Origin of the sequence: Streptomyces sp. S186 (genome assembly GCF_051603415.1) — a bacterium.
GTDB lineage: Bacteria > Actinomycetota > Actinomycetes > Streptomycetales > Streptomycetaceae > Streptomyces.
Genome location: NZ_CP193932.1, coordinates 6,507,884 through 6,530,245, shown reverse-complemented (window position 1 = coordinate 6,530,245; position 22,362 = coordinate 6,507,884). Strand labels below are relative to the sequence as shown.

At 71.5% G+C, this 22,362-nt stretch carries 22 protein-coding genes and 1 pseudogene; 16 read left to right on the top strand and 7 right to left on the bottom strand.

Annotated features, from left to right (window positions below):
* The 5 genes from ACRAS8_RS28170 (at position 1) to ACRAS8_RS28150 (ending at position 4,668) form a co-directional block, all read left to right on the top strand.
* Complete coding sequence (locus ACRAS8_RS28170; protein ID WP_438488797.1) at positions 1 to 930, top strand: helix-turn-helix domain-containing protein; 930 nt, start codon at positions 1 to 3, stop codon at positions 928 to 930.
* A gap of 688 nt (positions 931 to 1,618) precedes the next feature.
* Positions 1,619 to 3,274 (top strand): purine-cytosine permease family protein, encoded by a 1,656-nt coding sequence (locus tag ACRAS8_RS28165; protein WP_438488796.1) that lies wholly within the window; start codon positions 1,619 to 1,621, stop codon positions 3,272 to 3,274.
* Positions 3,275 to 3,321: 47 nt separating this feature from the next.
* The gene (locus ACRAS8_RS28160) at positions 3,322 to 3,480 is read left to right on the top strand and encodes a hypothetical protein (protein WP_438488795.1); all 159 of its coding nucleotides are present in this window, start codon (positions 3,322 to 3,324) and stop codon (positions 3,478 to 3,480) included.
* A gap of 117 nt (positions 3,481 to 3,597) precedes the next feature.
* Entirely contained in the window at positions 3,598 to 4,071 is a 474-nt protein-coding gene (locus ACRAS8_RS28155) for a PaaI family thioesterase (protein WP_438488794.1), read from the top strand.
* Positions 4,072 to 4,209: 138 nt separating this feature from the next.
* Complete coding sequence (locus ACRAS8_RS28150) at positions 4,210 to 4,668, top strand: MarR family winged helix-turn-helix transcriptional regulator (protein WP_438488793.1); 459 nt, start codon at positions 4,210 to 4,212, stop codon at positions 4,666 to 4,668.
* A gap of 17 nt (positions 4,669 to 4,685) precedes the next feature.
* Here the strand turns inward: ACRAS8_RS28150 and ACRAS8_RS28145 are convergent, their stop codons facing one another.
* Complete coding sequence (locus ACRAS8_RS28145; RefSeq protein ID WP_438488792.1) at positions 4,686 to 4,868, bottom strand: hypothetical protein; 183 nt, start codon at positions 4,866 to 4,868, stop codon at positions 4,686 to 4,688.
* Between the two features lie 738 nt (positions 4,869 to 5,606).
* Between ACRAS8_RS28145 and ACRAS8_RS28140 the strand changes: the two genes are divergently transcribed.
* The 4 genes from ACRAS8_RS28140 (at position 5,607) to ACRAS8_RS28125 (ending at position 9,171) form a co-directional block, all read left to right on the top strand.
* On the top strand, positions 5,607 to 6,110 hold the full coding sequence (locus ACRAS8_RS28140; RefSeq protein WP_438488791.1) for a hypothetical protein: 504 nt from the start codon (positions 5,607 to 5,609) through the stop codon (positions 6,108 to 6,110).
* A 173-nt stretch (positions 6,111 to 6,283) separates the two neighbouring features.
* On the top strand, positions 6,284 to 6,655 hold the full coding sequence (locus ACRAS8_RS28135; RefSeq protein WP_438488790.1) for a hypothetical protein: 372 nt from the start codon (positions 6,284 to 6,286) through the stop codon (positions 6,653 to 6,655).
* Complete coding sequence (locus ACRAS8_RS28130; protein ID WP_438488789.1) at positions 6,616 to 7,962, top strand: endonuclease domain-containing protein; 1,347 nt, start codon at positions 6,616 to 6,618, stop codon at positions 7,960 to 7,962. The genes ACRAS8_RS28135 and ACRAS8_RS28130 overlap by 40 nt, the downstream gene beginning before the upstream one ends.
* A gap of 516 nt (positions 7,963 to 8,478) precedes the next feature.
* Positions 8,479 to 9,171 (top strand): HAD family hydrolase, encoded by a 693-nt coding sequence (locus ACRAS8_RS28125; RefSeq protein WP_438490621.1) that lies wholly within the window; start codon positions 8,479 to 8,481, stop codon positions 9,169 to 9,171.
* Between the two features lie 57 nt (positions 9,172 to 9,228).
* On the opposite strand, the gene ACRAS8_RS28120 is transcribed toward ACRAS8_RS28125, so the two are convergent.
* The 3 genes and pseudogenes from ACRAS8_RS28120 to ACRAS8_RS28110 all read right to left on the bottom strand — a co-directional run bounded on the left by ACRAS8_RS28120 (position 9,229) and on the right by ACRAS8_RS28110 (position 12,721).
* Positions 9,229 to 9,765 carry an ATP-binding cassette domain-containing protein gene (locus tag ACRAS8_RS28120; RefSeq protein ID WP_438490620.1) on the bottom strand — a complete coding sequence of 179 codons (537 nt, stop codon included), beginning with the start codon at positions 9,763 to 9,765 and terminating at the stop codon, positions 9,229 to 9,231.
* Between the two features lie 477 nt (positions 9,766 to 10,242).
* Positions 10,243 to 10,854, bottom strand: a pseudogene (locus ACRAS8_RS28115) (ATP-binding cassette domain-containing protein); the annotation flags it as partial.
* 421 nt (positions 10,855 to 11,275) lie between these two features.
* Positions 11,276 to 12,721, bottom strand: coding sequence for a cytochrome P450 (locus tag ACRAS8_RS28110; protein ID WP_438488788.1), 1,446 nt, complete (start codon positions 12,719 to 12,721; stop codon positions 11,276 to 11,278).
* Positions 12,722 to 12,929: 208 nt separating this feature from the next.
* Between ACRAS8_RS28110 and ACRAS8_RS28105 the strand changes: the two genes are divergently transcribed.
* Together ACRAS8_RS28105 and ACRAS8_RS28100 are read left to right on the top strand one after the other, a co-directional pair.
* A complete protein-coding gene (locus ACRAS8_RS28105; RefSeq protein ID WP_438488787.1) occupies positions 12,930 to 13,361 on the top strand; it encodes a (2Fe-2S) ferredoxin domain-containing protein in 432 nt (143 codons plus the stop codon).
* A gap of 181 nt (positions 13,362 to 13,542) precedes the next feature.
* Positions 13,543 to 14,313: a response regulator transcription factor gene (locus ACRAS8_RS28100; RefSeq protein WP_438488786.1), complete on the top strand. Its 771-nt coding sequence runs from the start codon at positions 13,543 to 13,545 to the stop codon at positions 14,311 to 14,313.
* Here ACRAS8_RS28100 and ACRAS8_RS28095 read toward each other — a convergent pair whose 3' ends face one another.
* Together ACRAS8_RS28095 and ACRAS8_RS28090 are read right to left on the bottom strand one after the other, a co-directional pair.
* Complete coding sequence (locus ACRAS8_RS28095) at positions 14,314 to 15,615, bottom strand: MFS transporter (RefSeq protein ID WP_438488785.1); 1,302 nt, start codon at positions 15,613 to 15,615, stop codon at positions 14,314 to 14,316.
* A complete protein-coding gene (locus ACRAS8_RS28090; RefSeq protein ID WP_438488784.1) occupies positions 15,612 to 16,319 on the bottom strand; it encodes a helix-turn-helix domain-containing protein in 708 nt (235 codons plus the stop codon). Before ACRAS8_RS28090 ends, ACRAS8_RS28095 begins: the two co-directional genes overlap by 4 nt.
* 223 nt (positions 16,320 to 16,542) lie before the next feature.
* Between ACRAS8_RS28090 and ACRAS8_RS28085 the strand changes: the two genes are divergently transcribed.
* The 5 genes from ACRAS8_RS28085 to ACRAS8_RS28065 all read left to right on the top strand — a co-directional run bounded on the left by ACRAS8_RS28085 (position 16,543) and on the right by ACRAS8_RS28065 (position 21,607).
* Complete coding sequence (locus ACRAS8_RS28085; RefSeq protein ID WP_438488783.1) at positions 16,543 to 17,439, top strand: DMT family transporter; 897 nt, start codon at positions 16,543 to 16,545, stop codon at positions 17,437 to 17,439.
* A gap of 34 nt (positions 17,440 to 17,473) precedes the next feature.
* The gene (locus ACRAS8_RS28080; protein ID WP_438488782.1) at positions 17,474 to 18,070 is read left to right on the top strand and encodes an NUDIX domain-containing protein; all 597 of its coding nucleotides are present in this window, start codon (positions 17,474 to 17,476) and stop codon (positions 18,068 to 18,070) included.
* A gap of 34 nt (positions 18,071 to 18,104) precedes the next feature.
* Positions 18,105 to 19,121 carry an MBL fold metallo-hydrolase gene (locus ACRAS8_RS28075; RefSeq protein ID WP_438488781.1) on the top strand — a complete coding sequence of 339 codons (1,017 nt, stop codon included), beginning with the start codon at positions 18,105 to 18,107 and terminating at the stop codon, positions 19,119 to 19,121.
* A 197-nt stretch (positions 19,122 to 19,318) separates the two neighbouring features.
* On the top strand, positions 19,319 to 20,365 hold the full coding sequence (locus ACRAS8_RS28070; RefSeq protein ID WP_438488780.1) for a phosphotransferase family protein: 1,047 nt from the start codon (positions 19,319 to 19,321) through the stop codon (positions 20,363 to 20,365).
* A 27-nt stretch (positions 20,366 to 20,392) separates the two neighbouring features.
* Positions 20,393 to 21,607: an acyl-CoA dehydrogenase family protein gene (locus tag ACRAS8_RS28065; protein ID WP_438488779.1), complete on the top strand. Its 1,215-nt coding sequence runs from the start codon at positions 20,393 to 20,395 to the stop codon at positions 21,605 to 21,607.
* A gap of 27 nt (positions 21,608 to 21,634) precedes the next feature.
* On the opposite strand, the gene ACRAS8_RS28060 is transcribed toward ACRAS8_RS28065, so the two are convergent.
* Positions 21,635 to 22,246 (bottom strand): TetR/AcrR family transcriptional regulator, encoded by a 612-nt coding sequence (locus ACRAS8_RS28060; RefSeq protein WP_438488778.1) that lies wholly within the window; start codon positions 22,244 to 22,246, stop codon positions 21,635 to 21,637.
* Positions 22,247 to 22,362 lie beyond the last annotated feature (116 nt).

Sequence of the window (22,362 nt, the reverse complement as noted above, 5' to 3'; positions counted from 1 at the left end):
ATGGCAGCAGCAACGGACGTGCGGGGCACCGAACTCGGCAGGTATTTGAAAGCCCGCAGGGCACAGGTGCGCCCGGAGGACGTCGGCCTCCCGGCCGGCGCGGGGCTGCGCCGCACTCCGGGACTGCGTCGGGAGGAGTTGGCCGCGCTGGCCGGGGTGAGTGTGGACTACTACATCCGCCTGGAGCGCGGCAGGGAGACCAACCCCTCGCCCGCCGTCGTGGACGCCCTCGGCCGAGCCCTGCGACTACGCGGCGACGCTTACGAACGTCTTCACGAGCTCGCGGAGCTGGCCTCCGGCCGGGTCTCCGAGCTGCCGGCCTGCTCGGACCACACCGTCCGCGATTCAATACTGCGGATGCTGGAGTCGGTACGCCCGCTGCCCGCCTATGTGGTGAGCCGATACAACCGCGTACTTGCCGCGAACCCACCAGGCCGACGGCTGCTGCCCGGACTGTGGGACTGGCCGGAGCACCAGCGCAACCTGACCCGCTATCTCTTTCTCCACCCGGTCGGTCGGACGCTCTACGAGCCGTGGGAGGACACCGTCGCGCTCTCGGTTGCACATCTGCGGGCAGTTGCCGGCGCCGACCCGGACGACCCTGAGCTGACCACGCTCGTCGGTGAACTGATGCTGAAGTCACCGCAGTTCGCACGACTCTGGGAGCGGTACGACGTCTGCGAGCGTGGCGGCGGACAGAAGTTCTTCCGGCATCCGAAGGTCGGACCGATGACCCTGACCTACGAGGTGATGCGTCTGGCGCGGACAGGCGACCAGCGGATGGTCGTGTACCAGGCAGCCCCCGGCACCTTGGACGAGCAAGCCATGCTCCGCCTGGAGTCCGCTGCCCCCCGGCCGGAGCCGACGCCCGTGAGCCACCCGGACCCGGCTTCCGATCGGCATCGGCTCCGCGACGCGTCGGCCACATGACATAGCCCCGGAACAGGTACCCGACGTGTGACTGCTCGGGTGACTGCCGGGGCAGGCCCGGCCGGATGACTGGGACGGGCTGACGGCTACGCGGTGAGGAACCGGGCCCCGGGGGACAGATCCGTCTCGATCATCGCCGCCGGGCCCACCGCGAGGCGCTGCCGCAGGATGCGCTCTTGGAGCGTACGGCCGTTCTTGGGGCGGGAGGTCGTCCAGGCTGGCGTAGTCCCGGTAGAGGCGGTAGAGGCGGGCCGCGTTGCCGGGGAACAGCGTTCAGCGGGCCAGGACCTGTACCTGTTGCACCTGCACGCTGCTCGAACATGACGGCTGCCGGGGCCATGGCGCAGTCTGCCAGGCCGGCCTGTGTCAGCAGGCGTTTCACGCAGGGTGAGGTGCCTGCCTACGAAGGCGAGCTCGTAGTGGCGTCCTGGCGTGGTCTCAGCGCACGCACTCCCGCGGCCCACCCCCTCTGACATTCCGGGCCTACGGAAACAGCGCGTTCACATCAAGGGGAATCAGCCGTAACAACCGCTTTCTAGCGTGACCGGCCGTGGGATCAGAGTCGTATACAGGGCCGCCGGAACGACTCATGACGGCCCGTGCGACTCCCCCGTCCTGCCGACGACGCCACGCGGGGCTCTCCACCACCTCGCAGCACCCCCACCCAGCCCCCACCGGGAGGCGTGACATGAGCACCACCGAGTCACGACAGACCACGACCACGCCAGGCACGACGAGGACCGCCGCCGACCAGGCGGTCAAGGAGACGCTGGAGGACTACACCCTCCGTTTCGCGCCCCGCAGTTACCGCCGCTGGACCCCCATGGTCGTGGCCACCACGGCACTTGGCGGCATCGCATACATGGCCGACTTCTCCATCGGCGCCGGGATCGGTCTGGCCCATGGCACTGGCAACGCGCTCGCAGCGATCGCGGTCGCCGCCGTCGTCATCTTCCTCACCGGCTTCCCCCTGGCGTATTACGGCGCGCGCTACAACATCGACCTCGACCTGATCACCCGCGGCTCCGGCTTCGGTTACTACGGCTCGGTCCTCACCAGCGTCATCTTCGCCAGCTTCACCTTCATCTTCTTCGCCCTCGAAGGGTCGATCATGGCCCAGGGACTCAAGTTGGGCCTCGGACTGCCTCTGTGGCTGGGCTACCTGGTCTCGACGCTGATGGTCATCCCGCTGGTGATCTACGGCATGAAGGCGCTCAGCAAGCTCCAGGTGTGGACGACCCCGATCTGGCTGCTGCTCATGGTCGGCCCGCTGGTGTACCTGATCACCACTGACCCGGGCACGGTCGACCAGTTTCTCGCGTACGCCGGCACGGACGGCGACAGCGGCGTCAACACCGCCTCCGTGCTCCTGGGCGCGGGCGTGTGCCTCTCGCTCATCGCTCAGATCGGCGAGCAGATCGACTACCTGCGCTTCATGCCGCCCAAGACCGAGACCAACAAGCGCACGTGGTGGACCGCAGTGGTCATGGCCGGTCCCGGCTGGGTGGTGCTCGGTGCGCTGAAGCAGGCCATCGGCGTCTTTCTCGCCGTCTACATCCTCGCCAAGGTCGGCCCGGCCGCCGCGACCGAACCGATCCAGCAGTTCCGCGGAGCCTTCGACGCGATGATGCCGTCGTGGATGGTCATCCCCCTCGCCGTCGCGCTGGTCGTCATCAGCCAGATCAAGATCAACGTGACGAACGCGTACTCCGGTTCACTCGCCTGGACGAACTCCTTCACCCGCGTCACCAAGCACTACCCCGGCCGCATGGTCTTCGTGCTGGCCAACCTGGGCTTCGCGCTCGCCCTGATGGAAGCCGACATGTTCAGCTTCCTCAACGGCATCCTGGGCTTCTACTCCAACTGCGCGATCGCCTGGGTGGTCACCGTGGCCACCGACATCGGGATCAACAAGTACGTGCTGAAGCTTTCCCCGCTCCAGCCGGAGTTCCGCCGGGGCATGCTCCACGCCATCAACCCGGTGGGGGTCGTCGCCTTCGTCGCCGCCTCCGGCCTGTCGATCGCCATGTACTTCCACCTCCTCGGCGACGCCCTCCAGCCGTACTCGCCGGTGGCCGCGGCCGCCATCGCCTTCCTCCTCACCCCACTGATGGCCGTGGTCACCAAGGGCAGGTACTACCTGCGACGCACCGACGACGGCATCACCGAGCCCCTGATGGACGCGGACGGCAACCCGAGCGCGGTCTCCCTTGACTGCCACGTCTGCGACCAGCCCTACGAGCGCCCCGACCTCACCGCCTGCGCCACCCACGACGCCATGGTCTGCTCGCTGTGCCTGAGCACAGACAAGGTCGGCGACCACGTGCTGCCCGCCACCGCGTAGGCCCACCAAGGGCGGGGGCGCCTCGGGCTCGGCACCTCGCCTCCCACTTGACCGACAGCGACGGGCTGGCCGAGGAATGGCGACAGACCAAGCTCGCCCTGGCCCGCCCGCAGATCCAGGCCCGACTCCGTCGCCTGCTCGAACTCGGCAGCCAGACCCGCGGCCCGGCCGAGCTCGACCACGCCCGCTTCCTCGGTGAACTCTGACGCCCGATCGCCCCGCACGCCCACCGTCACTCCCCGAGGTCACCGTCACTCCCTGAGGACACCGTCAACCCCTGAACGAGGAGACAACCCGCCATCCCACCCGCCGACACCGCCGCCATGTCCGGACTGGAATTCCTGTGCTGGGCGCAGAAGAAGCAACAGGAGCAGCCCGATATCCCCTCCATAGGGCGCCTGTTGGGGATGGAGATCGACGAGGTGGACGAGGGCCGCGTCGTCATGTCCTTGAACACCAGGCCCGATTACGCCAACCCGCTCGGCACAGTGCACGGCGGCATCGCCGCCACCCTGCTCGACTCGGTGAGGGGCTGCGCCGTCCACACCACCCTCCCGCCCCGCGTCGGCTACACCACCCTCGAACTCAAGGTGAACTACATCCGCGCCGTGCCCCTGGACGCCGGGAAACTGACCGCCCAAGGCACCGTCATCCACACGGGCCGCCGCACGGCCACGACCGAACTGCTCTCCGCGCCAGCGGAGGTGAACCGAACTTGGCCAAGGCCGGACGATCGAGACGCGCCTGCTCTCCGGCGCCAGCGGAGGTCAACCGCCGAGTTCTTCTGCCTCGCCTAGTACTACAGCCGGTGGTTTCACGGTGAGTAGGCAGCGACCTCTCGGAGGAGTCGACCGGTAGCTCTTGACCTCAAGCCCAGTTGAGTTTCTACGGTCGATCTCGTCGAACCGATTCAGACCACGACAGGGAGCCCGGCCATGGAGTACTCACACGGCGACACCGAGCTGGTCAAGCAGCCCATCGGCTACTGGAGTTGGGCGGCCTACAAGGCCGTCATCGCCCGCACCCGGGCCGCCCTCGCCGGAATCGGCACTACTCAGCCGCAGTGGTGGGCCCTCGCCCAGGTAGCACGGGCCGACTCCGTCAAGACCCGTGACGAGGTGTCCCGCCTGCTTCGGAACTACCTCGACACCGGCCCGGAAACCATGGAGTCGGAAATCGACACGATCATCGCCCAGGGCTGGATCACGGAGGATGCCGGGGGACGCCTGGGCATCACGGTTGAGGGCAGGGCGTTCTACGACAAGGCTGCGGCCCTGCAGGACGAGCTCTGGGCGGAACGGCACGCGGGTGTCTCCGAGGAGGAGTACCTGACCACCCTCAAGGTGTTGCAGCGGTTCATCCACAACACGGGCGGGCGAGCCTGGCACCACTAGTGGTGCGGCCGGTGGTTTCACAGTGAGTTGGCGCGGGCGGTCCGGGTGCGGTAGTGGCGGGCCCGGGTCTGGTGGCGGGTGCGCCGGCGATGCCAGTGCATGGCGAGCCAGGTCCGGGCGGTGCGGGCGGGGGCGAGGACGCCCCGGTCGTACAGGCGGCGGCCCCCGCGGCTTCCGGCCGCCTGGATTTCGAAGTCCATCGCACTCCCCTGGGCTGGGGTGTTGCGACGACCACTAGAACTCAAGAACCGGCGGGGCCTTCGTCGTTGCCGGCTCACTCCAGCCGGCAACTCGGCGCATCCGAGGTCAGAGTGCAGAGCTATAACGGCCCAACGAGGCCATCCACCCTTCGACAGGTGAGACGCCTGGCGTCTCCGACTGGGCCAGACGGGCGAAACTGTAGATCCTGACCGGCCGACGCATGGTTGATCGGTCGTGACCATTCGTAGGGCGCTTGGGCTTACTGCCGCCGCACTCGGGGCCGGACTGGCGACTGCCGCACCCGCATCCGCCGGTGGCATCGGCGTCATCCTCTCGCCATCGTTCGACAACGGCTGCGCCAAACAAGACGCCGCAGCACGCATCAACGCTGACGCCGGCCACGGGAGCGGAACTGCAAGCGGACAATTGGCGGCAGTTCCGGCCGGCACTCCGCTCAACCACTGTGGCGGTGCCGAACTCCCGCTTAACAACCCGAACGTGAATGTCCTCGGCTAGCAGCGACGAAACCGGCTCGCACGGATGCGAAAAGCCCCGCCCCAGGAATGGCGGGGGTAACCCACGCGAGGAGTTCACGTCGCGACCGCTTCCTCCCGCGGGAACACCACCGGACACCGTCGGCAAATCCACGACCGCGCCCACAAGGCCCGCGCATCTTCCGCAGCCCGACGGCCAACCCCGGTTGATGTGGGCACGCAGTAAAACGCGATCATGGAAGCATGAGGAACGAAGGGGCGAACGGCCCGGTGGTGTGTCCCGGATGCCGGACGCGGGAGAACGTGCCAGTGGCCGAGGCGCGTACAGACAGAGGAGAACGACGCGAGGACCTGACGATCAAGCCCGCGTCGGTACCGAAGGACACCGGCAACAGCTGCATGCACGTCGTGGAGGGCATCGTGCTTGCCGTGGTGGCCGGCCTCGCCGGAAAGTATTTTGCCGACGAACGGCACCTGCCGTGGCTCACGGCCGTTGGCGCCGTCGTCGCGGCGCTCATCCTGGTGGCTACGATCGCCATCGTCCGCGGCGAGACACGGGACGCACGACGGGCTCAAGACGGGGCCGCCCGCGCGGCCGCACTCACCGCCGAGGCGCGCTTCTGCTACCCCTGTCAGGGCGTTATTTACCCTTCCGGGCACCCATCGCCAGCGGTCGTGACGCCGGAGCAGTTCCGCGAGCACGTGCGGACGGCAGCCGGCTGTACTACAGCGGTAGATCGTGACTGAGCTGGGGCGAACTGCGCGGTGATGAGGGCCGGCATCCGATAATTCAGGACTCGCACATGCTCGATGAACGCCTCGGGGAGCAGGACGTGGTGCGTTTCAACGTAGTGCGGGAAGTCCTGGCGCCAGAGCCAGGAGCCATCAGTGACCACAGATGAGCAGCCCAAGGAGTGGCGGTGCGCGCTCCCGGTGACGACGTCGTGGCCCGCTTCCATGGCATCGATGAGGACGTGGCCGGCATCCAGGTAGGCCACCAGGTCCGCCTCGTCCGGCTCGCCGACGGGCTGGGCGGCATCGCGAATGGATCCGTTCGGCCGGCCGGGGCGGTTGTCGAGTTCGTCATAGAAGCCCAGCAAACCCAGCATGGCATCTCCTGCGCCGATGGGGCTTTCCGCCTTGCTGGCACCAATGGGCACGACCACCGTTACGTTGCGGCATCTGCCCATATAGCGAAGCCCCACCCGCCCGGGAGGCCCGTTGCCGCGCTGCGCGTCGTTAGCCTGTTGGTATGTCAGAGCGTGTCATGCCCGGTCGCACGGACGGCCTGATCCCCCTGGGTGCCGCGGACGCTCTGTGGGTCGAGTTGACGGCCGACAGTGCTGTGCCGACGGCTTCTGGGGCATTCACCTGCTCTCCTGCCCGTGCCCGGGTGGGGTACGTCCTGCTCGGCGGCCATGTGGTGGCGACGGTGAGGGCGAGCGGCGGTCAGTGGAGTGTCCCGGAGGCCCGGGTGCGCCGGGCGGCCGCGGAACTGAACGCGATGAGGATGGATCGGCAGGACCTCATCCGCATCGGTCCGTTTCGCGGCGCGCCGCGGCAGGAGTGCAACGAGGAAACGCCGCTGCGTTGGCGCCGGCGCATCACACGGGAACTGCAGGGTCTGGGTGGCGGCCCCGGGCAGGCAGCACGATGTGACGTCGGCCGGCCGTACCCTCTGGCGGGGGTCGACTGGCGACAGATGCTGGTGGAGCAGATTCGCGGCGGGACGCAGCGGACGTGGTGGCTGCCGCGTGCTGTGGTCAGGCTGCTGGATGCGGCCGAGCACGCCGAAACGCAGTGGGTGCAAGCCGCGCGGACCCGCCAGGCAACCGCAGCCGTCACCGAGCCGCCCTCCCGCCCCCGGCAGGCCCGAGCCGCCGACGGTCCGCAGCCGACAAGCCCCCAGAGCCCCACCGCCTCACCGCGCCCGTACGACAAAGAGCTGGACGGCCAGCTGTACTCGGTGCTCAGCAAGAAGCCCGGTATCTCCCGCAAGGTGGCCGGGTGGGCGTGCGCGGTCTGCCGCACCGCGCCCGCCACCGTCCTCGACCACTGCCACGAACACGGCTACGTCCGCGCCCCCGTCTGCCAGTCCTGCAACACACAAGAACGCCCCGACCACCTGTACAGCAACGACATCCGCGTGGCGAACCGCTACAGGCGCCTCTTCCACACCGACACCGACGACTGGCTCCGCCACTGGCACCGCTGCCCAGGCTGCCGCGCACGCACCACCCTGCCCCTGCCCCACCTCGCCGCATGGACCGCCCACACAGCCTGCCGATCACTGCGCCCGACCCACCGCGCCTCCGGCGGGCGCGAGCCCTGCGGTGTCCTGCGCGTGTCCTGGACGGGCAGTTGGCAGGCACCCCGTTCCTGCCTGCTCACCGTCGCCGTCGACTTCTGCCCCTCCGGCGAGCACCGTGTCCTGGCGCAAGTCCCCTACCGCGAAGCCGCCGAACGGTTTCGTGCCTGGCTGGCCCAGACAGCCCCTGCCGTAGCCGCCGCGGCCGGCCCCGACCGCCTGGACGACCTCCCCGCCCAGTCCCGGCCAGTCATCGCGGACACCAGCGGCGAGGGCCTAGCACTCTTCTGAGCCAGCACCGGGAGACCCGACACCCCAACGCCACCTCGCAGCCGCTGGCCCCCGACACGGTCACCCCACACGCCCCAGCGAAATCGCAGCAGAGTTGCCCAAGCAGTCAAAGCTCGGTGAGACCGGTCAGCAGCCTGGCCCTTGGCTGCTCTCCACGCCAGCGGAGCTGGACCGGCGGCTTCGGCAGCCAGGCGCTGCTCCAGTTCCTCTTTGCAGGTGCTGCTATCTCCCGGCCTGAGAATGGTTCCCCTCCTCGACGAGCGGCCGAGTTGCACCCGCAGAGATCACCGCAACGCCCGATGGACATCGTTCACCGACTGCCGGACTGGTACCTCGCTGGTGGGTGGCAGGGTCTCGTGGTCATGCACGAGCTGGCGCCGGTTGACCAGTCGACCGTTTCGGGACGCCGGGCCTGTCTGTTGGTGGGATGCTTCGCCGGTGGTGGTCCCGTCCGGTGCGGGGAATTTGCGTGCGGGGGTGTGGGGCGCGTCCGTAGGGTGCTCCCGTTTGTGGACTATGGGAGGGGTGTGGGTGGTGCTGATCTTTGATGCGGATGACACGTTGTGGGAGAACAACGTGATCTTCGAGCGGGTGATTGACGAGTTCACGGGGTGGTTGGCCGGGCCGGGGATGGGGCGGGGGGCGGTGCGGGCCGTACTGGACGGGATCGAGGCGGCGAACGCGGTGACGCTGGGGTATGGGAGCCGGGTGTTCCTGCGGAGCCTCGGGGAGTGTCTGGAGCGGGTGCGGGGGCGGGCGGCCACGGCGGCGGAGCGGGCGCGGATCGCCGGGTGGGGGACGGCGTTCGCGGGGGATCGGGTGGAGCTGATCCCGGGGGTGGCGGAGACGCTGGCGGAGCTGGCCGGGCGGCACGAGTTGCTGTTGCTGACCAAGGGGGATCGGGAGGAGCAGGAGCGGAAGGTGACCGTGTCGGGGCTGAGCGGGCACTTCCGTGGGGTGCACATCGTGCCGGAGAAGAACGTGGCCGCGTACGAGGAGCTGACCCGGGTCTACGGGCTGGTGCCGGAGCGGACGTGGATGATCGGGAACTCCCCGAAGTCGGACATCCTGCCGGCGCGGTCGGCGGGGCTGAACGCGGTGTACATCCCGCACGATCACACGTGGGTGCTGGAGCACGAGGAGTTGGATCCGGGGGATGTGAAGGTGTTGCGGCTGGGGGCGTTCCGGGAGTTGGTCAGGCACTTTTAGGGCCAGGCCGCCCCGGCCCCGGCCCTGGAAGTGGTTCCAGGGGCGGGGCCGGTGGGGTCAGAGGGGGGCGATGGGGGTGAGGGTGCCGGAGTCGAGGGTCAGCCAGCGGGTGAGCGAGAGTTCGCGCAGGAAGCGGGGGTCGTGGCTGACCACGAGGAGGGCGCCCTCGTAGGAGTGCAGGGCGGTGACCAGGCTGCGGACGGAGGACATGTCGAGGTTGTTGGTGGGTTCGTCGAGGAGGAGGAGCTGGGGGGCCGGTTCGGCGAGCATCAGGGCGGCCAGGGCGGCCCGGAAGCGTTCGCCGCCGGAGAGGGTGCCGGTCCGCTGGTCGGCGCGGGCGCCCTTGAAGAGGAAGCGGGCGAGGCGGGCGCGGATGCGGTTGTTGGTGGCCTCCGGGGCGTAGCGGGCGACGTTCTCGACGACGGTGAGGTCGTGGTCGAGGACCTCGTCGAGGCGTTGCGGGAGGAAGCGGTGGGGGACGTGGACTTCGGCGGTGCCGGCGGCCGGCGGGAGGTCGCCGGTGAGGGTGCGGAGGAGGGTGGTCTTGCCGGAGCCGTTGCGGCCGGTGAGGGCGATCCGCTCGGGACCGCGCATGTCCAGGTCGGCGCGGGTGCCGTGGCGGGTGCGCAGGCCGGTGACGGTGAGGACGGTGCGGCCGGGCGGGACCGCGGTGTACGGGAGGTCGATGCGGATCTCGTCGTCGTCGCGGACGGCTTCGGCGGCCTCGTCGAGACGCTCCCTGGCCTCCTGGAGGCGTTCGGTGTGCAGGGCGCGGTGTTTGCCGGCCGAGACCTGGGCCTCCCCCTTGCGGGCGTTCATGACGATCTTGGGTTCGCGTTTCTGGGCGTACATCTTGTTGCCGTAGCGGACCCGGCGGGCCAGTTTGACCTGGGCGTCGGCCAGTTCGCGCTTCTGGCGCGCGACGTCGGACTCGGCGGCCCGCACCATCCGCTCGGCCGCCTCCTGTTCGACGGCGAGGGCCTCTTCGTAGGCGCTGAAGTTGCCGCCGTACCAGTGGACTTCTCCCCCACGCAGGTCGGCGATCCGGTCGACGTGTTCGAGGAGTTCGCGGTCATGGCTGACGACGAGGAGGACCCCGGACCAGGCGGCGACCGTGTCGTAGAGACGGCGGCGGGCGGGCAGGTCGAGGTTGTTGGTGGGTTCGTCGAGGAGGAGTACGTCCGGGCGGCGGAGCAGCAGGGCGGCCAGGCGGAGCAGGACGGATTCGCCGCCGGAGACCTCGCCGATGGTGCGGTCGAGGCCGATGGCGTGCAGGCCGAGTTGGTCCAGTGTGGCGCGGGCGCGCTCCTCGACATCCCAGTCGTCGCCGACGGCGGTGAAGTGTTCCTCGCTCGGGTCGCCGCTCTCGATGGCGTGCAGGGCGGCGCGGGTGGCGGCGATGCCGAGCGCCTCGTCGACCCTCAGGTGGGTGTCGAGGGCGGCGTGCTGCGGGAGGTAGCCGACCTCGCCGACGGCCTTGACGCTGCCGGCGGTGGGGGTGAGTTCACCGGCGATCAGCTTCAACAGGGTTGACTTTCCTGACCCGTTGAGGCCCACCAGGCCCGTACGGCCGGGGCCGACGGAGAACTGGAAGCCGTCCAGGACGGGGGTGCCGTCGGGCCAGGCGAAGCCGGTGTTGGTGCAGACGACGGCCGCGGTGGACGCGGCGGGAGGCTTTGGCATACGGGTCTCCTGGGAGGTGTGCGCGGGGTGGGGTGATGTGTGCGCAGGGAGACACCGCGGCAGTGCCGGGGATCGGGTACGCCGTGCGTACGCCGAGGTCGCGGACGGGCGCGCGGGGCGGGGATCGCGGAACGGATCGCCGGTCGCGGGCGCGGTGTCTGCCAGACCTCAGACGAGCAACGGCCTTCTCCTGTCGGGAGGGAAACCCGCTGGGCCGATGCCCGGGCGGGGTGGACGTCTACGACCGTAGAGGGTGGCGGGCGAGAATGCAAACGCTATTTTTGTTGCGTTTGGCGCGTTGGGTTGCGTTGGATTCCCGCCCGCCGTTGCGTTTGTTGCGTTCGTTGGCTTTGGATTCCCGCCCGCCGTCTCTGTGCCGGGGCCGGCCCCCTCCCGGGGGTAGGTCCCGACCCGGGGGCCGCTACAGGGCGCGGAGGCGTACCCGGGCCGGGCCGGTGGCCTGGAGGGTGATGCCGGCGGCGACCGGCACCTCCTGGTCGAGGGCGGTCAGTTCGTGGGAGCGGAGCAGGGTCGCCAGGGCCAGGACGGATTCCAGCATCGAGAAGTGCTGGCCGATGCAGGCGCGCGGGCCGCCGCCGAACGGGAACCAGGCGTAGCGGTGGCGCTCAGCCTCGCGCTCGGGGGCGAAGCGGTCCGGGTCGAACCGCTCGGGGTCCTCCCACAGGTCCGGGTGGCGGTGGGTGACCCAGGGGGCGACGACGACATCGGCGCCGGCCGGGAGGGGGAAGCCTGCCACCTCGGTGGCTTCGACAGCGCGGCGGCTGACGACCGGAGCCGCCGGGTAGAGCCGCAGGGACTCCTTCAACGCCCGGGTGAGCAGCGGCAGTCGGTCCAGGTCGGCGGCGGTGGGCGTACGGTCGCCGAGCACGCGGGCGAGTTCGGCGCGGACCCGGGACTGTTCGTCGGGATGCCGGGCCAGCAGGTGGAGGGTGAAGGCCATCGAGGTGGCGGTGGTCTCGTGACCGGCCAGCAGGAAGATCAGGACCTGTTCGCGGACCTCGGTGGCGTCGAGGGTGCCGTCCTCGTCGTTACCGGCCGTGGCGAGCAGGGAGAGCAGGTCGTTGTGGGCCGGTTCCCCGGTGGTGGCGTCGCCGGAGGCGGTAGCGCCTGAGGCGGTGCGGCGCTCGGCGATGATCCGGTCGCAGAGCGCGTTGAGTTCGGCGGTGACCCGGCGGTTGCGGAGGTTCCTGGGGGTGGGCCAGTCGCGGGGGACCTTCACGGGGGTGTAGGCGCGGCGGACGACGTAGTCGTTGATGATGGGGGCGCAGCTATGGAGGGCCGTCACCGCGGCCTCCGTATCGAGGCCGAAGAGGATGCGGGCGACGGTGCGCAGGGCGAGCCGGTTCATCTCGGGGACGAGGTCGACCACGCCGTCCGCGGCCGAGTGCCAGCGGGCGACGGCCGCGTCCGCCTCGGTGGTGACGGCCGCGGCGTAGCCGTCGACCCGGCGCCTGGTGAACAGCGGTTGCACCAGCCGGCGTTGCCGGAGGTAGTCGTCGTCCTGGCTGGTGAGCAGGCCGTTGCCGAACGCCTGGCGGACCTCCTCGTAGAAGGGGTGGTCCTTGCGGAAGTTGGCGGCCTGGGTGCCGAGGATCTGCTGGACGCCCTCGGGCGCGAAGACGGCGTAGAAGACGCTGCGGAAGCCGGGCGGGCCGGCCTCCAGGCGGACCACGTCGCCGTGTTCGCGCTGGGCGCGTAAGAAGGCGCCGAGCGAGTCGCGGTGGAGATCGAGCAGGGAGCCGATCACGGGGAGGCCGGCGGGCCCGGGGACCGGGCGCCGGGCGGTGGCCAGGGACGGGTGTGCGGTGCCGGAGCCGGAACGGGGCGAGGGGTTGGTCAGGGACATGCTCGGATGTCTATCCAGGAACGGGCCGGGGAATGTCGCGGGCCCGCGTGGTCTGCGCAACGGGCGGGGTCTGCCCAACGGGCGGGCTGTGGGCTGTGGGCTGTGGGCTGTGGGCTGTGGGCTGTGGGCTGTGGGGAGGATGGCCGGGACCGACGGTCGGTGGCCTGCGGCCGGCGGTCGGCGCGGAACGGCCCCGTACCATGGCGGGATGATCGAAAAGCAGGTCGGACGGGCGGGCAAGCAGGTCGGCGAGCGGGCGGGGCGGGCCACCGCGCAGCAGTGCCGGGTGACCGTCTGTCGCGGCTGCTGCTGCGGGGACGGGGCGAAGATCCCGGGCGTCGACCACGCCGGGCAGATTCCGCGGCTGCGGGCGGCGCTGGACGGGGCGGCGCCGGTCCGGGCCTCGGAGTGCCTGGACGTCTGCGACCAGGCGAACGTGGTCGTGGTGCAGCCCTCGGCCGACGGGCGGGCCGCGGGCGGGCGGCCGGTGTGGCTGGGCCTGGTCAACGACGACGCGGCGCTGGCGGACATCGCCGCATGGATACGGGCCGGTGGGCCGGGCCTCGCGGAGCCGCCCGGCGTACTGGACCTGTACGCGTTCACGGTGTCGCGGCGGGTGCGGGAGCAGCTGGAGAAGTAACAGGCGTAAACCGGGGGCGGAAGCCGGGGGCGGGGTGCGGCGGGCCGCGGAGACGGCCCGGTGGGAGTCTCGGCGCGCGAGGGCGCGCGGGCGGGTGTTGGCTGGAGATATGAGGCTTCTCCTGACGGCGCGCCCCGGGACGCGCCTCGCGGGAACGGCGGGCTGAGCGGTGCGCCGGGCAGTGCCGTCCGCTCCCCCGGGGCCGGCGCCCGGGCCGCCGCACCGTGTCCTCGTCGTCGCGGACGACCCGGCCGTCGCCACGGCCGTTGCCGCCGAGCTCGCCCGCGCCGGCCACACCACCGCCTACGCCACCGACGGCTTCACCGCCCTCGAACGCGCCGCGGACTTCGCGCCGCACGCCGTCGTCCTCGATCCGGCGCTGCCGGGCATCGACGGCCTGGAGCTGCGCCGCCGGCTGCGGCGACGCGGGGGCGGGCCGCCGGTTCCCGTGGTGCCGTTGGCCGCGGAGGGGCCCGCGGGGACGCGGGAGCTGGTGGGGCGGGTGACGGAGGCGCTGCGCGGGGCCGGGGGCGCGGGCGCGACATCGGCCGGTCGCCGCTCCGCGGACGTCCTGCGGGCCGGGGAGGTGGCCGTCGATGTCGGGACCGGGCGGGCGTCCCGCGCCGGACGCGAACTCGCCCTGTCTGCAGACGAGTTCGCACTGCTGGCGTTCCTGGTGCGGCACCCCGGGCGGGTGTTCTCCCGGGAGCAGCTGCTCAAGCGGGTCTGGGGGCGGGACTTCGGCGACCTGTCGGCGGTGGCGGCGCGCATGGCCCGGCTGCGGGCGGAGCTGGCGGCGGATCCCACCGCGCCTCGGCTGCTGACGGAGGTGTGGGGGTCCGGTTACCGCTTCGACCCCGGGGGTGCGGAGGTGGCGCCCGTGGGGGTGGGGACGGCGACGGGGAACGGGACGGTGGGCGGAGTCGGCGCCGGGGGCGTCGGGAGCCCTTGATCACTGCGGCGTGCGGGCGTTCGCGTCGGCGTTCATGTCGGCGCTCCTGTCGGCGTTGTCCTCCGGGGGGCGGGACGGGAGGTCGCGGGCCGTGCGGATCGGTGAGGCCAGGAGGATCAGGGCGGCGAGCGGGACGCCGGCGGTGGTGATCCACATGGCCGTACGGACCCCGAAGCCGGCGCCGAGCGCGCCGCCGAGCAGGGCGCCCAGCGGCAGCGTGCCGTAGTTGAGGAAGGCGGAGCCGGCGGTCACCCGGCCGAGCAGCCCCGGTGGACAGTACGCCTGCTGGAAGCCGACCTTGAGGATGTTTCCGCCGACCACGCCCGCGGAGACGCCGAAGCCGGCGACGACGTACAGGGCGGCGCCGGGCCCCGAGGTGGCGAGCGGGATGAGCAACGCCGTGGCGGGCAGGCCGAGTTCGAAGAGCAGGGTGGCGCGGGCGGTGCCGATCCGGGCGGCGGCCCGGCGGACCGCGAAGGCGCCGGCGATCCCTCCGGTGCTCGCCACCGCCAGCACGGTGCCCACGGTGCCCGGCGCCAGTCCGGCCTCGCGCACCAGGAAGACCGGCAGGATCGACTGGTATCCCATCAGGGCGAGGTTGGAGGCGGCGCCGAAGAGGGTCAGCGTACGGAGCCAGACATCGCCGGCGACCAGCCGCAGCCCCTCGGCGACCTCGGCGCGCAGGGACCGCGCGGCACGCTCCCCCGGGCCGGACGGGCGCGCCTCGCGGTGCCGGATGCCGAGCAGGCAGAGCAGGGAGACCAGGAAGGTGGCCGCGTTGGCGAACAACCCGTTGGCGGCACCGGCGAGTTGGACCAGGAAGCCGCCGGCGCCCTGCCCGGCGAGCTGCGCCGCCGAGGCGCTGCCGTGCAGCTTGGCGTTGCCCTCGGGCTGGTCGGCGGGGGCGAGGAGGCCGGGGAGGTAGGCGCTGTACGCGGTCTGGAAGACCACCGCGGCGGCGCCGCTCAGCAGGGCCGCGCCGATCAGCAGACCGAGGCTCAGCCCACCGCACCAGGTGACGACGGAGACCGCGGCGAACACCGCCATGGAGAGCACGGCGGCGCCCAGCATCAGGGGGCGGCCGCGGACCCGGTCCACCCAGGCACCGACCGGCAGCCCGATCAGCAGCCAGGGCAGCCAGCCGCAGGCGCTCAGCAGGCCGACCGCGAAGGTGTCGGCACGCAGGGCGGCGACGGCGGTCAGCGGCATCGCCACCCCGGTGACCGCGGCGCCGAACTTGCCCGCGACCTCCCCGCACCACAGCAGCCGGAAGTCGCGGTGGCGGCGGAGCAGGCCGCTCACGGGGTCGTCCGGTCGGTGTGGCTGCCCTGGTCGGCCCGGCCTGCCCGGTGCCTGCGGGGGAAGGACTGGAGCTGTACGATGACGGGCTGCGCGGCGGCCGCGCCCTCCTCCGTCTCCGTGGCGACGCCCCGGTACCGCTCCACGACCAGCGCCAACTCCTCGTTCAAAGCGGCGAGTTGATCCGGCGTCAGCGCCAGGTCGTGCCATTGGGCGACCGCGCCGGCGTCGCGCCACTCCGGGGCCCAGTCCTCGGCGAGGTAGTCGACGACTCGGTTGAAGTGCTGCTGGACGATCTCGTGGACGTAGACCGAGAGCGGCCCGCGGACGTCCGGGTCGTCGCGGAAGTCGGTGGTGTCGAGCCGGCGGGAGACCGCCACCGCCCGCCACCAGCGCTCGCGCCGGGTGCCGCGGCCGGTCTCCTCCTCGATGAAGTCGTGGTCGGCGAGGTGGCGCAGGTGCCAGCTGACCGTGCCGGTGTTCTCGCCGAGCCGGCGGGAGAGGCCGGTGGCGGTGTCCGGGCCGTCGAGGGTCAGCAGCTCCAGGATGCGCATCCGTAGCGGGTGGGCGAGTCCGCGCAGACTGCGGGCGTCCATCCGGCGGGTGGGGCGGGGCGCGGGGGACGTCTGGGACGCGGGGGACACGGGGGGCTCGGAGGCGTCGCCGTCGGCCGGGCGGTCGCCGGCGGACGCGTCGTCATAACTCATGAACGCAAGCCTAGAGATGCAGAGGACTCTCTGCATAGAGTTCTCTGCATAGGCTTCTCCGCAAAGAGTCCTCTGCAAAGGCCCCTCTGCATCTCGAACGGCCGGTGGCCGGTGGTACAGACGGGTGCGCGCGAGAACGGCGCCGTCGAGGGCCGCGTTTCGGCCATGGTGGCTGACTATCCTCGGGCGCATCCCCCGCCCCGCGCGATACGAGGTGTGCGACGTGACGGTGATCCTGCTCGCCCTTGCCGCGGCATGCTGTCTGGGCACCGGGTTCGTCCTCCAGCAGATCGCGGCGCAGTACGCCCCGCCGCAGGACTACCTCTCCTTCCGGCTGCTGCTCGACCTGGTGCGGATGCCGCGCTGGGTGGCCGGGATCGCGCTGATGGTGACGGGGATGGCGCTGGGCGCGGTGGCGCTGGGGATGGGTGACATCACCCTGGTCGAACCGCTGATGGCGACGAACCTGCTGTTCGCGATGGCGCTGGCGCGCCGGATCTCCCGGCAGCGGCTGGGCCGCAGCGGATGGACCGGCCTGTGGTTGCTGGCCGGCGGGGTGACGATCTTCATCGTGGCCGGGCAGCCGCACGGCGGGCACAACAGCGAGGTGGGACAGCTGGCCCAGTGGCTGATCATGGGTGGGGTGCTGTGCATCGCCCTGGTGCTGGCGGCGGTCGCCAAACGGGAGCGGGTGCACGTCAGTCTGGAGGCCGCGCTGCTGGGGGTGGCGGCCGGGCTGCTGTACGGGCTCCAGGACGCGCTGACGCGGATCAGCGGGCTGCGGTTCACGGCGGGCGGCTGGCGCGCGCTGCTGACCAGCTGGCAGCCGTACGCGATCGTGGTGCTGGGGGTGCTGGCGCTGGTGATGGTGCAGAGCGCGTTCGAGTCGGCGCCGCTGCGGATGTCGCTGCCCGCGCTGACCGCGGCGCAGCCGCTGGCGGGGATCGCCTGCGGGGTCGGCTTCCTGGGCGACCAGCTGCGGGTGACGCCGGGGGCGCTGGCCTTCCAGGCGGCCGGGATCGTCGCGGTGGTGGCGGGGATCGTGCTGATCGGCAGCCATCCGGCGATGCCGCCCGGGAGCGGCGCGGCCGACGACGTACGGGAGCTCCAGCCGCGCTGAGGCCGGGGTGCGCCGCGGGTGGTTCGATGGCCCCATGAGCGATCAGCGACCAGTCAGCGAGCAGGATCACCGACCAGTCAGCGAGCAGGAGCCGCTCAACGCGGACGAGATCCTCGACGTCGTCGACGAGCACGACCGGGTCGTGGGGCAGGCCCCGCGGGCGGTGGCCTACGCCCGCCGGCTGCGCACCCGGTGCACGTTCATCCTGGTCCGGGACGCCGAGGACCGGATCTTCGTGCACCGGCGCACCCCCCGGAAGCTGGTGTTCCCCTCGCACTACGACATGTTCGTGGGCGGGGTGGTGGGCACCGGCGAGAGCTACGACGAGGCGGCGCTGCGGGAGGCCGAGGAGGAGCTGGGGGTGTCCGGGCTGGCCCGCCCGGAGCCGCTGTTCCGGTTCCTGTACGAGACGCCGGAGCACACCTGGTGGTCGGCGGTCTACGAGGTGCGCTGCACCCTTCCGGTGGCGCCCCAGGAGGCAGAGATCGACTGGCACGCGTTCCTGCCCGAGGAGGAGCTCGCCCGGCGGCTGGAGGAGTGGCCGTGGACGCCGGACGGGCTGGCCGCGTACCGGGAGCTGACGGCCCGGCGGGCGGCCGGGGACGTCTACGGTGTCCGTGCGGACCGATGACCGGCCGGCATGGATCGACCAGCATGGAGCGGACATGACGAACCATCAAGCCGACATGACGGACCATCGAGCAGATGCGACGGGGCGTCATCCGACCACCACGGACGCCGACGCGGGCACCAGCACCAGTACCAGCACCGACGCCGTCCCCGAGCCCTACCTCACCGAACTCGCCCCGGGCGTCCATGCGTTCGTCCAGCCGGACGGCGGCTGGTGCCTGAACAACGCGGGCTTCGTCACCGACGGCACCGCCACCCTGGTCGTGGACACCGCCGCCACCGAGCGGCGGGCGCGGCTGCTGCGCCGCCGGATCGCGGAGACCGGCGCCCCCGCGCCCCGTACGGTCGTCAACACCCATCACCACGGCGACCACACCTACGGCAACGGCGTGTTCGCGCCCGAGGCGACGATCATCGGGCACGCGGCCTGCCGGCGGGAGGTGCTGGCCGCCGGGTACCAACTGCACGCGGTGTGGCCCGAGGTGGCGTACGGCGACATCCGGCTCACCCCGCCGGAGGTCACGTTCGAGGACCGGATGACCGTGCACGTCGGGGAGTCCGAGGTGCAGCTGATCCATCCGGGGCCGGCGCACACGCCCGGCGACACCGTCGTCTGGCTGCCGCGGCAGCGGGTGGTCTTCACCGGCGACCTCGTCTTCCACGGGGGCACGCCGTTCGTCCTGATGGGCTCGTTGAGCGGGTCGCTGCGGGCGATCGAGCTGCTGCGGTCGCTGGGCGCGGAGACGGTGGTGCCGGGACACGGTCCGGTGGCCGGGCCGGAGGTCTACGACGAGGTCGAACGGTATCTGCGGTTCGTCGGGGAGCTGGCGCGGGAGGGGCGGGCGGCCGGGCGGACGCCGCTGGAGGTGGCCCGGGAGGCGGACCTGGACGCGTTCGCGGAGCTGGCGGAGCGCGAGCGGCTGGTGGCCAACCTGATGCGGGCGTACGCGGAGCTGGACGGCGCGGCCCCGGGGGCGCCGCTGGACGTGGTGGCGGGGTTCCTGGCGATGGCCGAGATGAACGGCGGGGTGGCGCCGGCCTGCCACGCCTGAGCGGGCGGCCGGGGCGGGGCGGGCAGATACGAGGCGCCAGGGTGCTGGGGTGCCGGGCCGCGGTGGCGGAAACACGTCGGGTGACCGACGCCCCACGGCGGGGCACTGGACGCCATACCGACTAGTCGGCATGATCGGGCGGGACGGGCCCGCCGGCCCTGCACCGCCCAACCGTCACTCCGTACGGAGGAAGCACGATGAGCAACGGCACCCCGCCCCCGCCGGCCGCCGGGGAGGCACCGCCCGGCCTCGATCCGGAGCGCCTGCGGCAGCATCTGGACCGGGAGCGGCCGGGCCTGGTCTCCGGGCCGCTGCGGGCGCGGCTGATCGAGGGCGGCCGGTCCAACCTCACCTACCGGGTCACCGACGGCACCGCCTCCTGGGTCGTCCGCCGGCCGCCGCTCGGCCATGTGCTGGCCACCGCGCACGACATGCGCCGCGAGCACCGGGTGATCAGCGCGCTGCACGACACCGCGGTGCCGGTGCCGGAGACGCTGCTGCTGTGCGAGGACGAGACGGTGCTCGGCGCGCCGTTCTATGTGATGGAGCTGGTGGCGGGCACCCCGTACCGGACCGTGGACCAGCTGGCCCCCCTGGGCCCGGAGCGGACCCGGGCGGTGGTGCTGTCGCTGGTCGACACGCTGGTGGAGCTGCACGCGGTGGATCCGGCGGCGGCCGGGCTGGCCGACTTCGGACGGCCGGACGGCTTCCTGGAGCGCCAACTCCGGCGCTGGGGAAAGCAGTTGACGGCCTCCAGGAACCGCGAACTGCCCGGCATCGACGCGCTCCACGAGGCGCTGGGCCGGGCGCTGCCCCCCTCCCCCGCGCCGGCCGTCGTGCACGGCGACTACCGGCTGGACAACGTACTCGTCGGAGCCGACGACACCATCACCGCGGTGCTGGACTGGGAGATGTCCACGCTCGGCGACCCGCTGACCGACCTGGGGCTGCTGGCGATGTACTGCACCGACCTCGGGCTGCCGAAGTCGCCGGTGAGCACCACCAGCGGCGCGCCGGGGCACCCCGCCCCGGAGGAGCTGATCGCGCGCTACGCCGAGCGCTCCGGGCGGGACACCTCGCGGATCGCCTGGTACACCGCGTTCGCGTGGTTCAAACTCGCGGTGATCCTCGAAGGCATCCACTACCGCTACACGCTCGGCCAGACGGTCGGCGCGGGCTTCGACCGGATCGGCGAGCTGGTGCCCGTCTTCATCGACCGCGGACTGACCACTCTCGCGGACTGACCACTCTCAAGGAAGGCTGAGGCACCGATGGACTTCGCATTCGACGCCCGTACCGAGGAACTGCGGTCCAGGCTGGAGGCGTTCATGGCCGAGCACGTGTACCCGGCCGAGCGGGTCGCGGAGGAGCAGCGGGCCGCGCTGGCCTCGCCGTGGGACACCCCGGCGGTCGTGGAGGAGCTCAAGGCCGAGGCCCGTCGGCAGGGCCTGTGGAACCTCTTCTTGCCGGACGAGGAGTACGGCGCGGGGCTGACCAACCTCCAGTACGCGCCGCTGGCCGAGATCACCGGCCGCAGCCCGCAGTTGGCGCCCACCGCGCTGAACTGCGCGGCGCCGGACACCGGCAACATGGAGGTGCTGGCGCAGTTCGGCGACGCCGAGCAGAAGAAGCGGTGGCTGGAGCCGCTGCTGGCGGGTGAGATCCGGTCGGCGTTCGCGATGACCGAGCCGGAGGTGGCCTCGTCGGACGCCACCAACATCGAGACCCGGATCGAGCGGGACGGCGACAGTTACGTCATCAACGGCCGCAAGTGGTACATCTCCGGGGCGATGAACCCGCTGTGCCGGATCTTCATCGTGATGGGCAAAACCGACCCTGACGGTGCGGACATCCGTCGCCAGCAGTCGATGGTGCTGGTGCCGCGGGGCACCCCCGGGCTGACGGTGAAGCGCGCGATGCGGGTCTACGGCTACGAGGACCACCACCACGGCGGGCACGCGGAGGTGCTCTTCGAGGACGTCCGGGTGCCGGTCGGCAATCTGATCGGCGAGGAGGGCGGCGGCTTCGGCATCGCACAGGCGCGGCTGGGGCCCGGCCGGATCCATCACTGCATGCGGCTGATCGGGATGGCCGAGCGGGCCATCGAGCTGATGTGCCGGCGGGCGGTGGCCCGTACGGCGTTCGGCCGGCCGCTGGCGCAGCAGGGCGTGGTCCAGGAGTGGATCGCGGACGCCCGGGTGGCGGTGGAGCAGCTGCGGCTGCTGGTGCTGAAGACCGCCTGGCTGATGGACACCGTCGGCAACAAGGGCGCGCACACCGAGATTCAGGCCATCAAGATCGCCACTCCGCGCACGGTCGTGGACATCCTCGACAAGGCGGTCCAGCTGCACGGCGCGGGCGGGGTGAGCCAGGACTTCCCGCTGGCGGAACTGTGGGCCGCCGCCCGTACGCTGCGCCTGGCGGACGGCCCCGACGAGGTCCATCAGCGGTCACTGGCACGGCGGGAGATCAAGCGGTACGTGTAGCGGCGGGGCAAAGGACCGTGGGGCCCGTCAGGGGCGCAACGCGCGCAGCAGCAGATCGGCCAGGTGGTCGGCGACCTGTTGTGGGGTGAGGGGGCCGTTTTCGCGGTACCAGGTGCCCAGGTGGTGCACCGAGCCGAAGTGGTAGTCGACGACCAGGTCGGCGGGGACGTCGGCGGTGAAGACCCCGGTGCGCTGGCCCTCCTCGATGAGCGCCCGGAACCGTTCGTGGTAGCGCCGCCGCTCGGCTCGCACCTGCTTGTCCTTCTCCGGGCTCAGATGGTGCATCGAGCGGAAGAAGATCTTGGTGTCGTCGAGGTTCTCGATGGTGGTGACCACGACGTCGGCGGCGGCGTCCCGCAGCCGTCGCTCCACCGGAGCGTCGGCGTCCGCGAAGTGGTCCAGCCGCTCCTGCTGGAGCCGCAGCACCCGGCCGTAGACCTCGTGGAGCAGGTCCTCCTTGGAACCGAAGTAGTGGTAGAGGGCGCCCTTGGTGACGCCCGCCGCGTCGACGATCTCCTGCACCGAGGTACGGTCGTAGCCCTGCTCCGCGAAGAGCCTGGTGGCGGTGGCCAGCAGCCGCTGCGCGACGGGCTTCGCCGTACCGCTCCCGTTGCCCGCGCCGTCCTTGATGCCGGCCATCGCCCTCACCGTTCCTCTGTTCCTCACGCGTCCGTCATGGGCGCCTGCCCGCGTCCATCATGGGCGCCCGCCCGCGTCCGCCGTGCGCACCGACGCGCGTCCGTCCTGCGCACCGG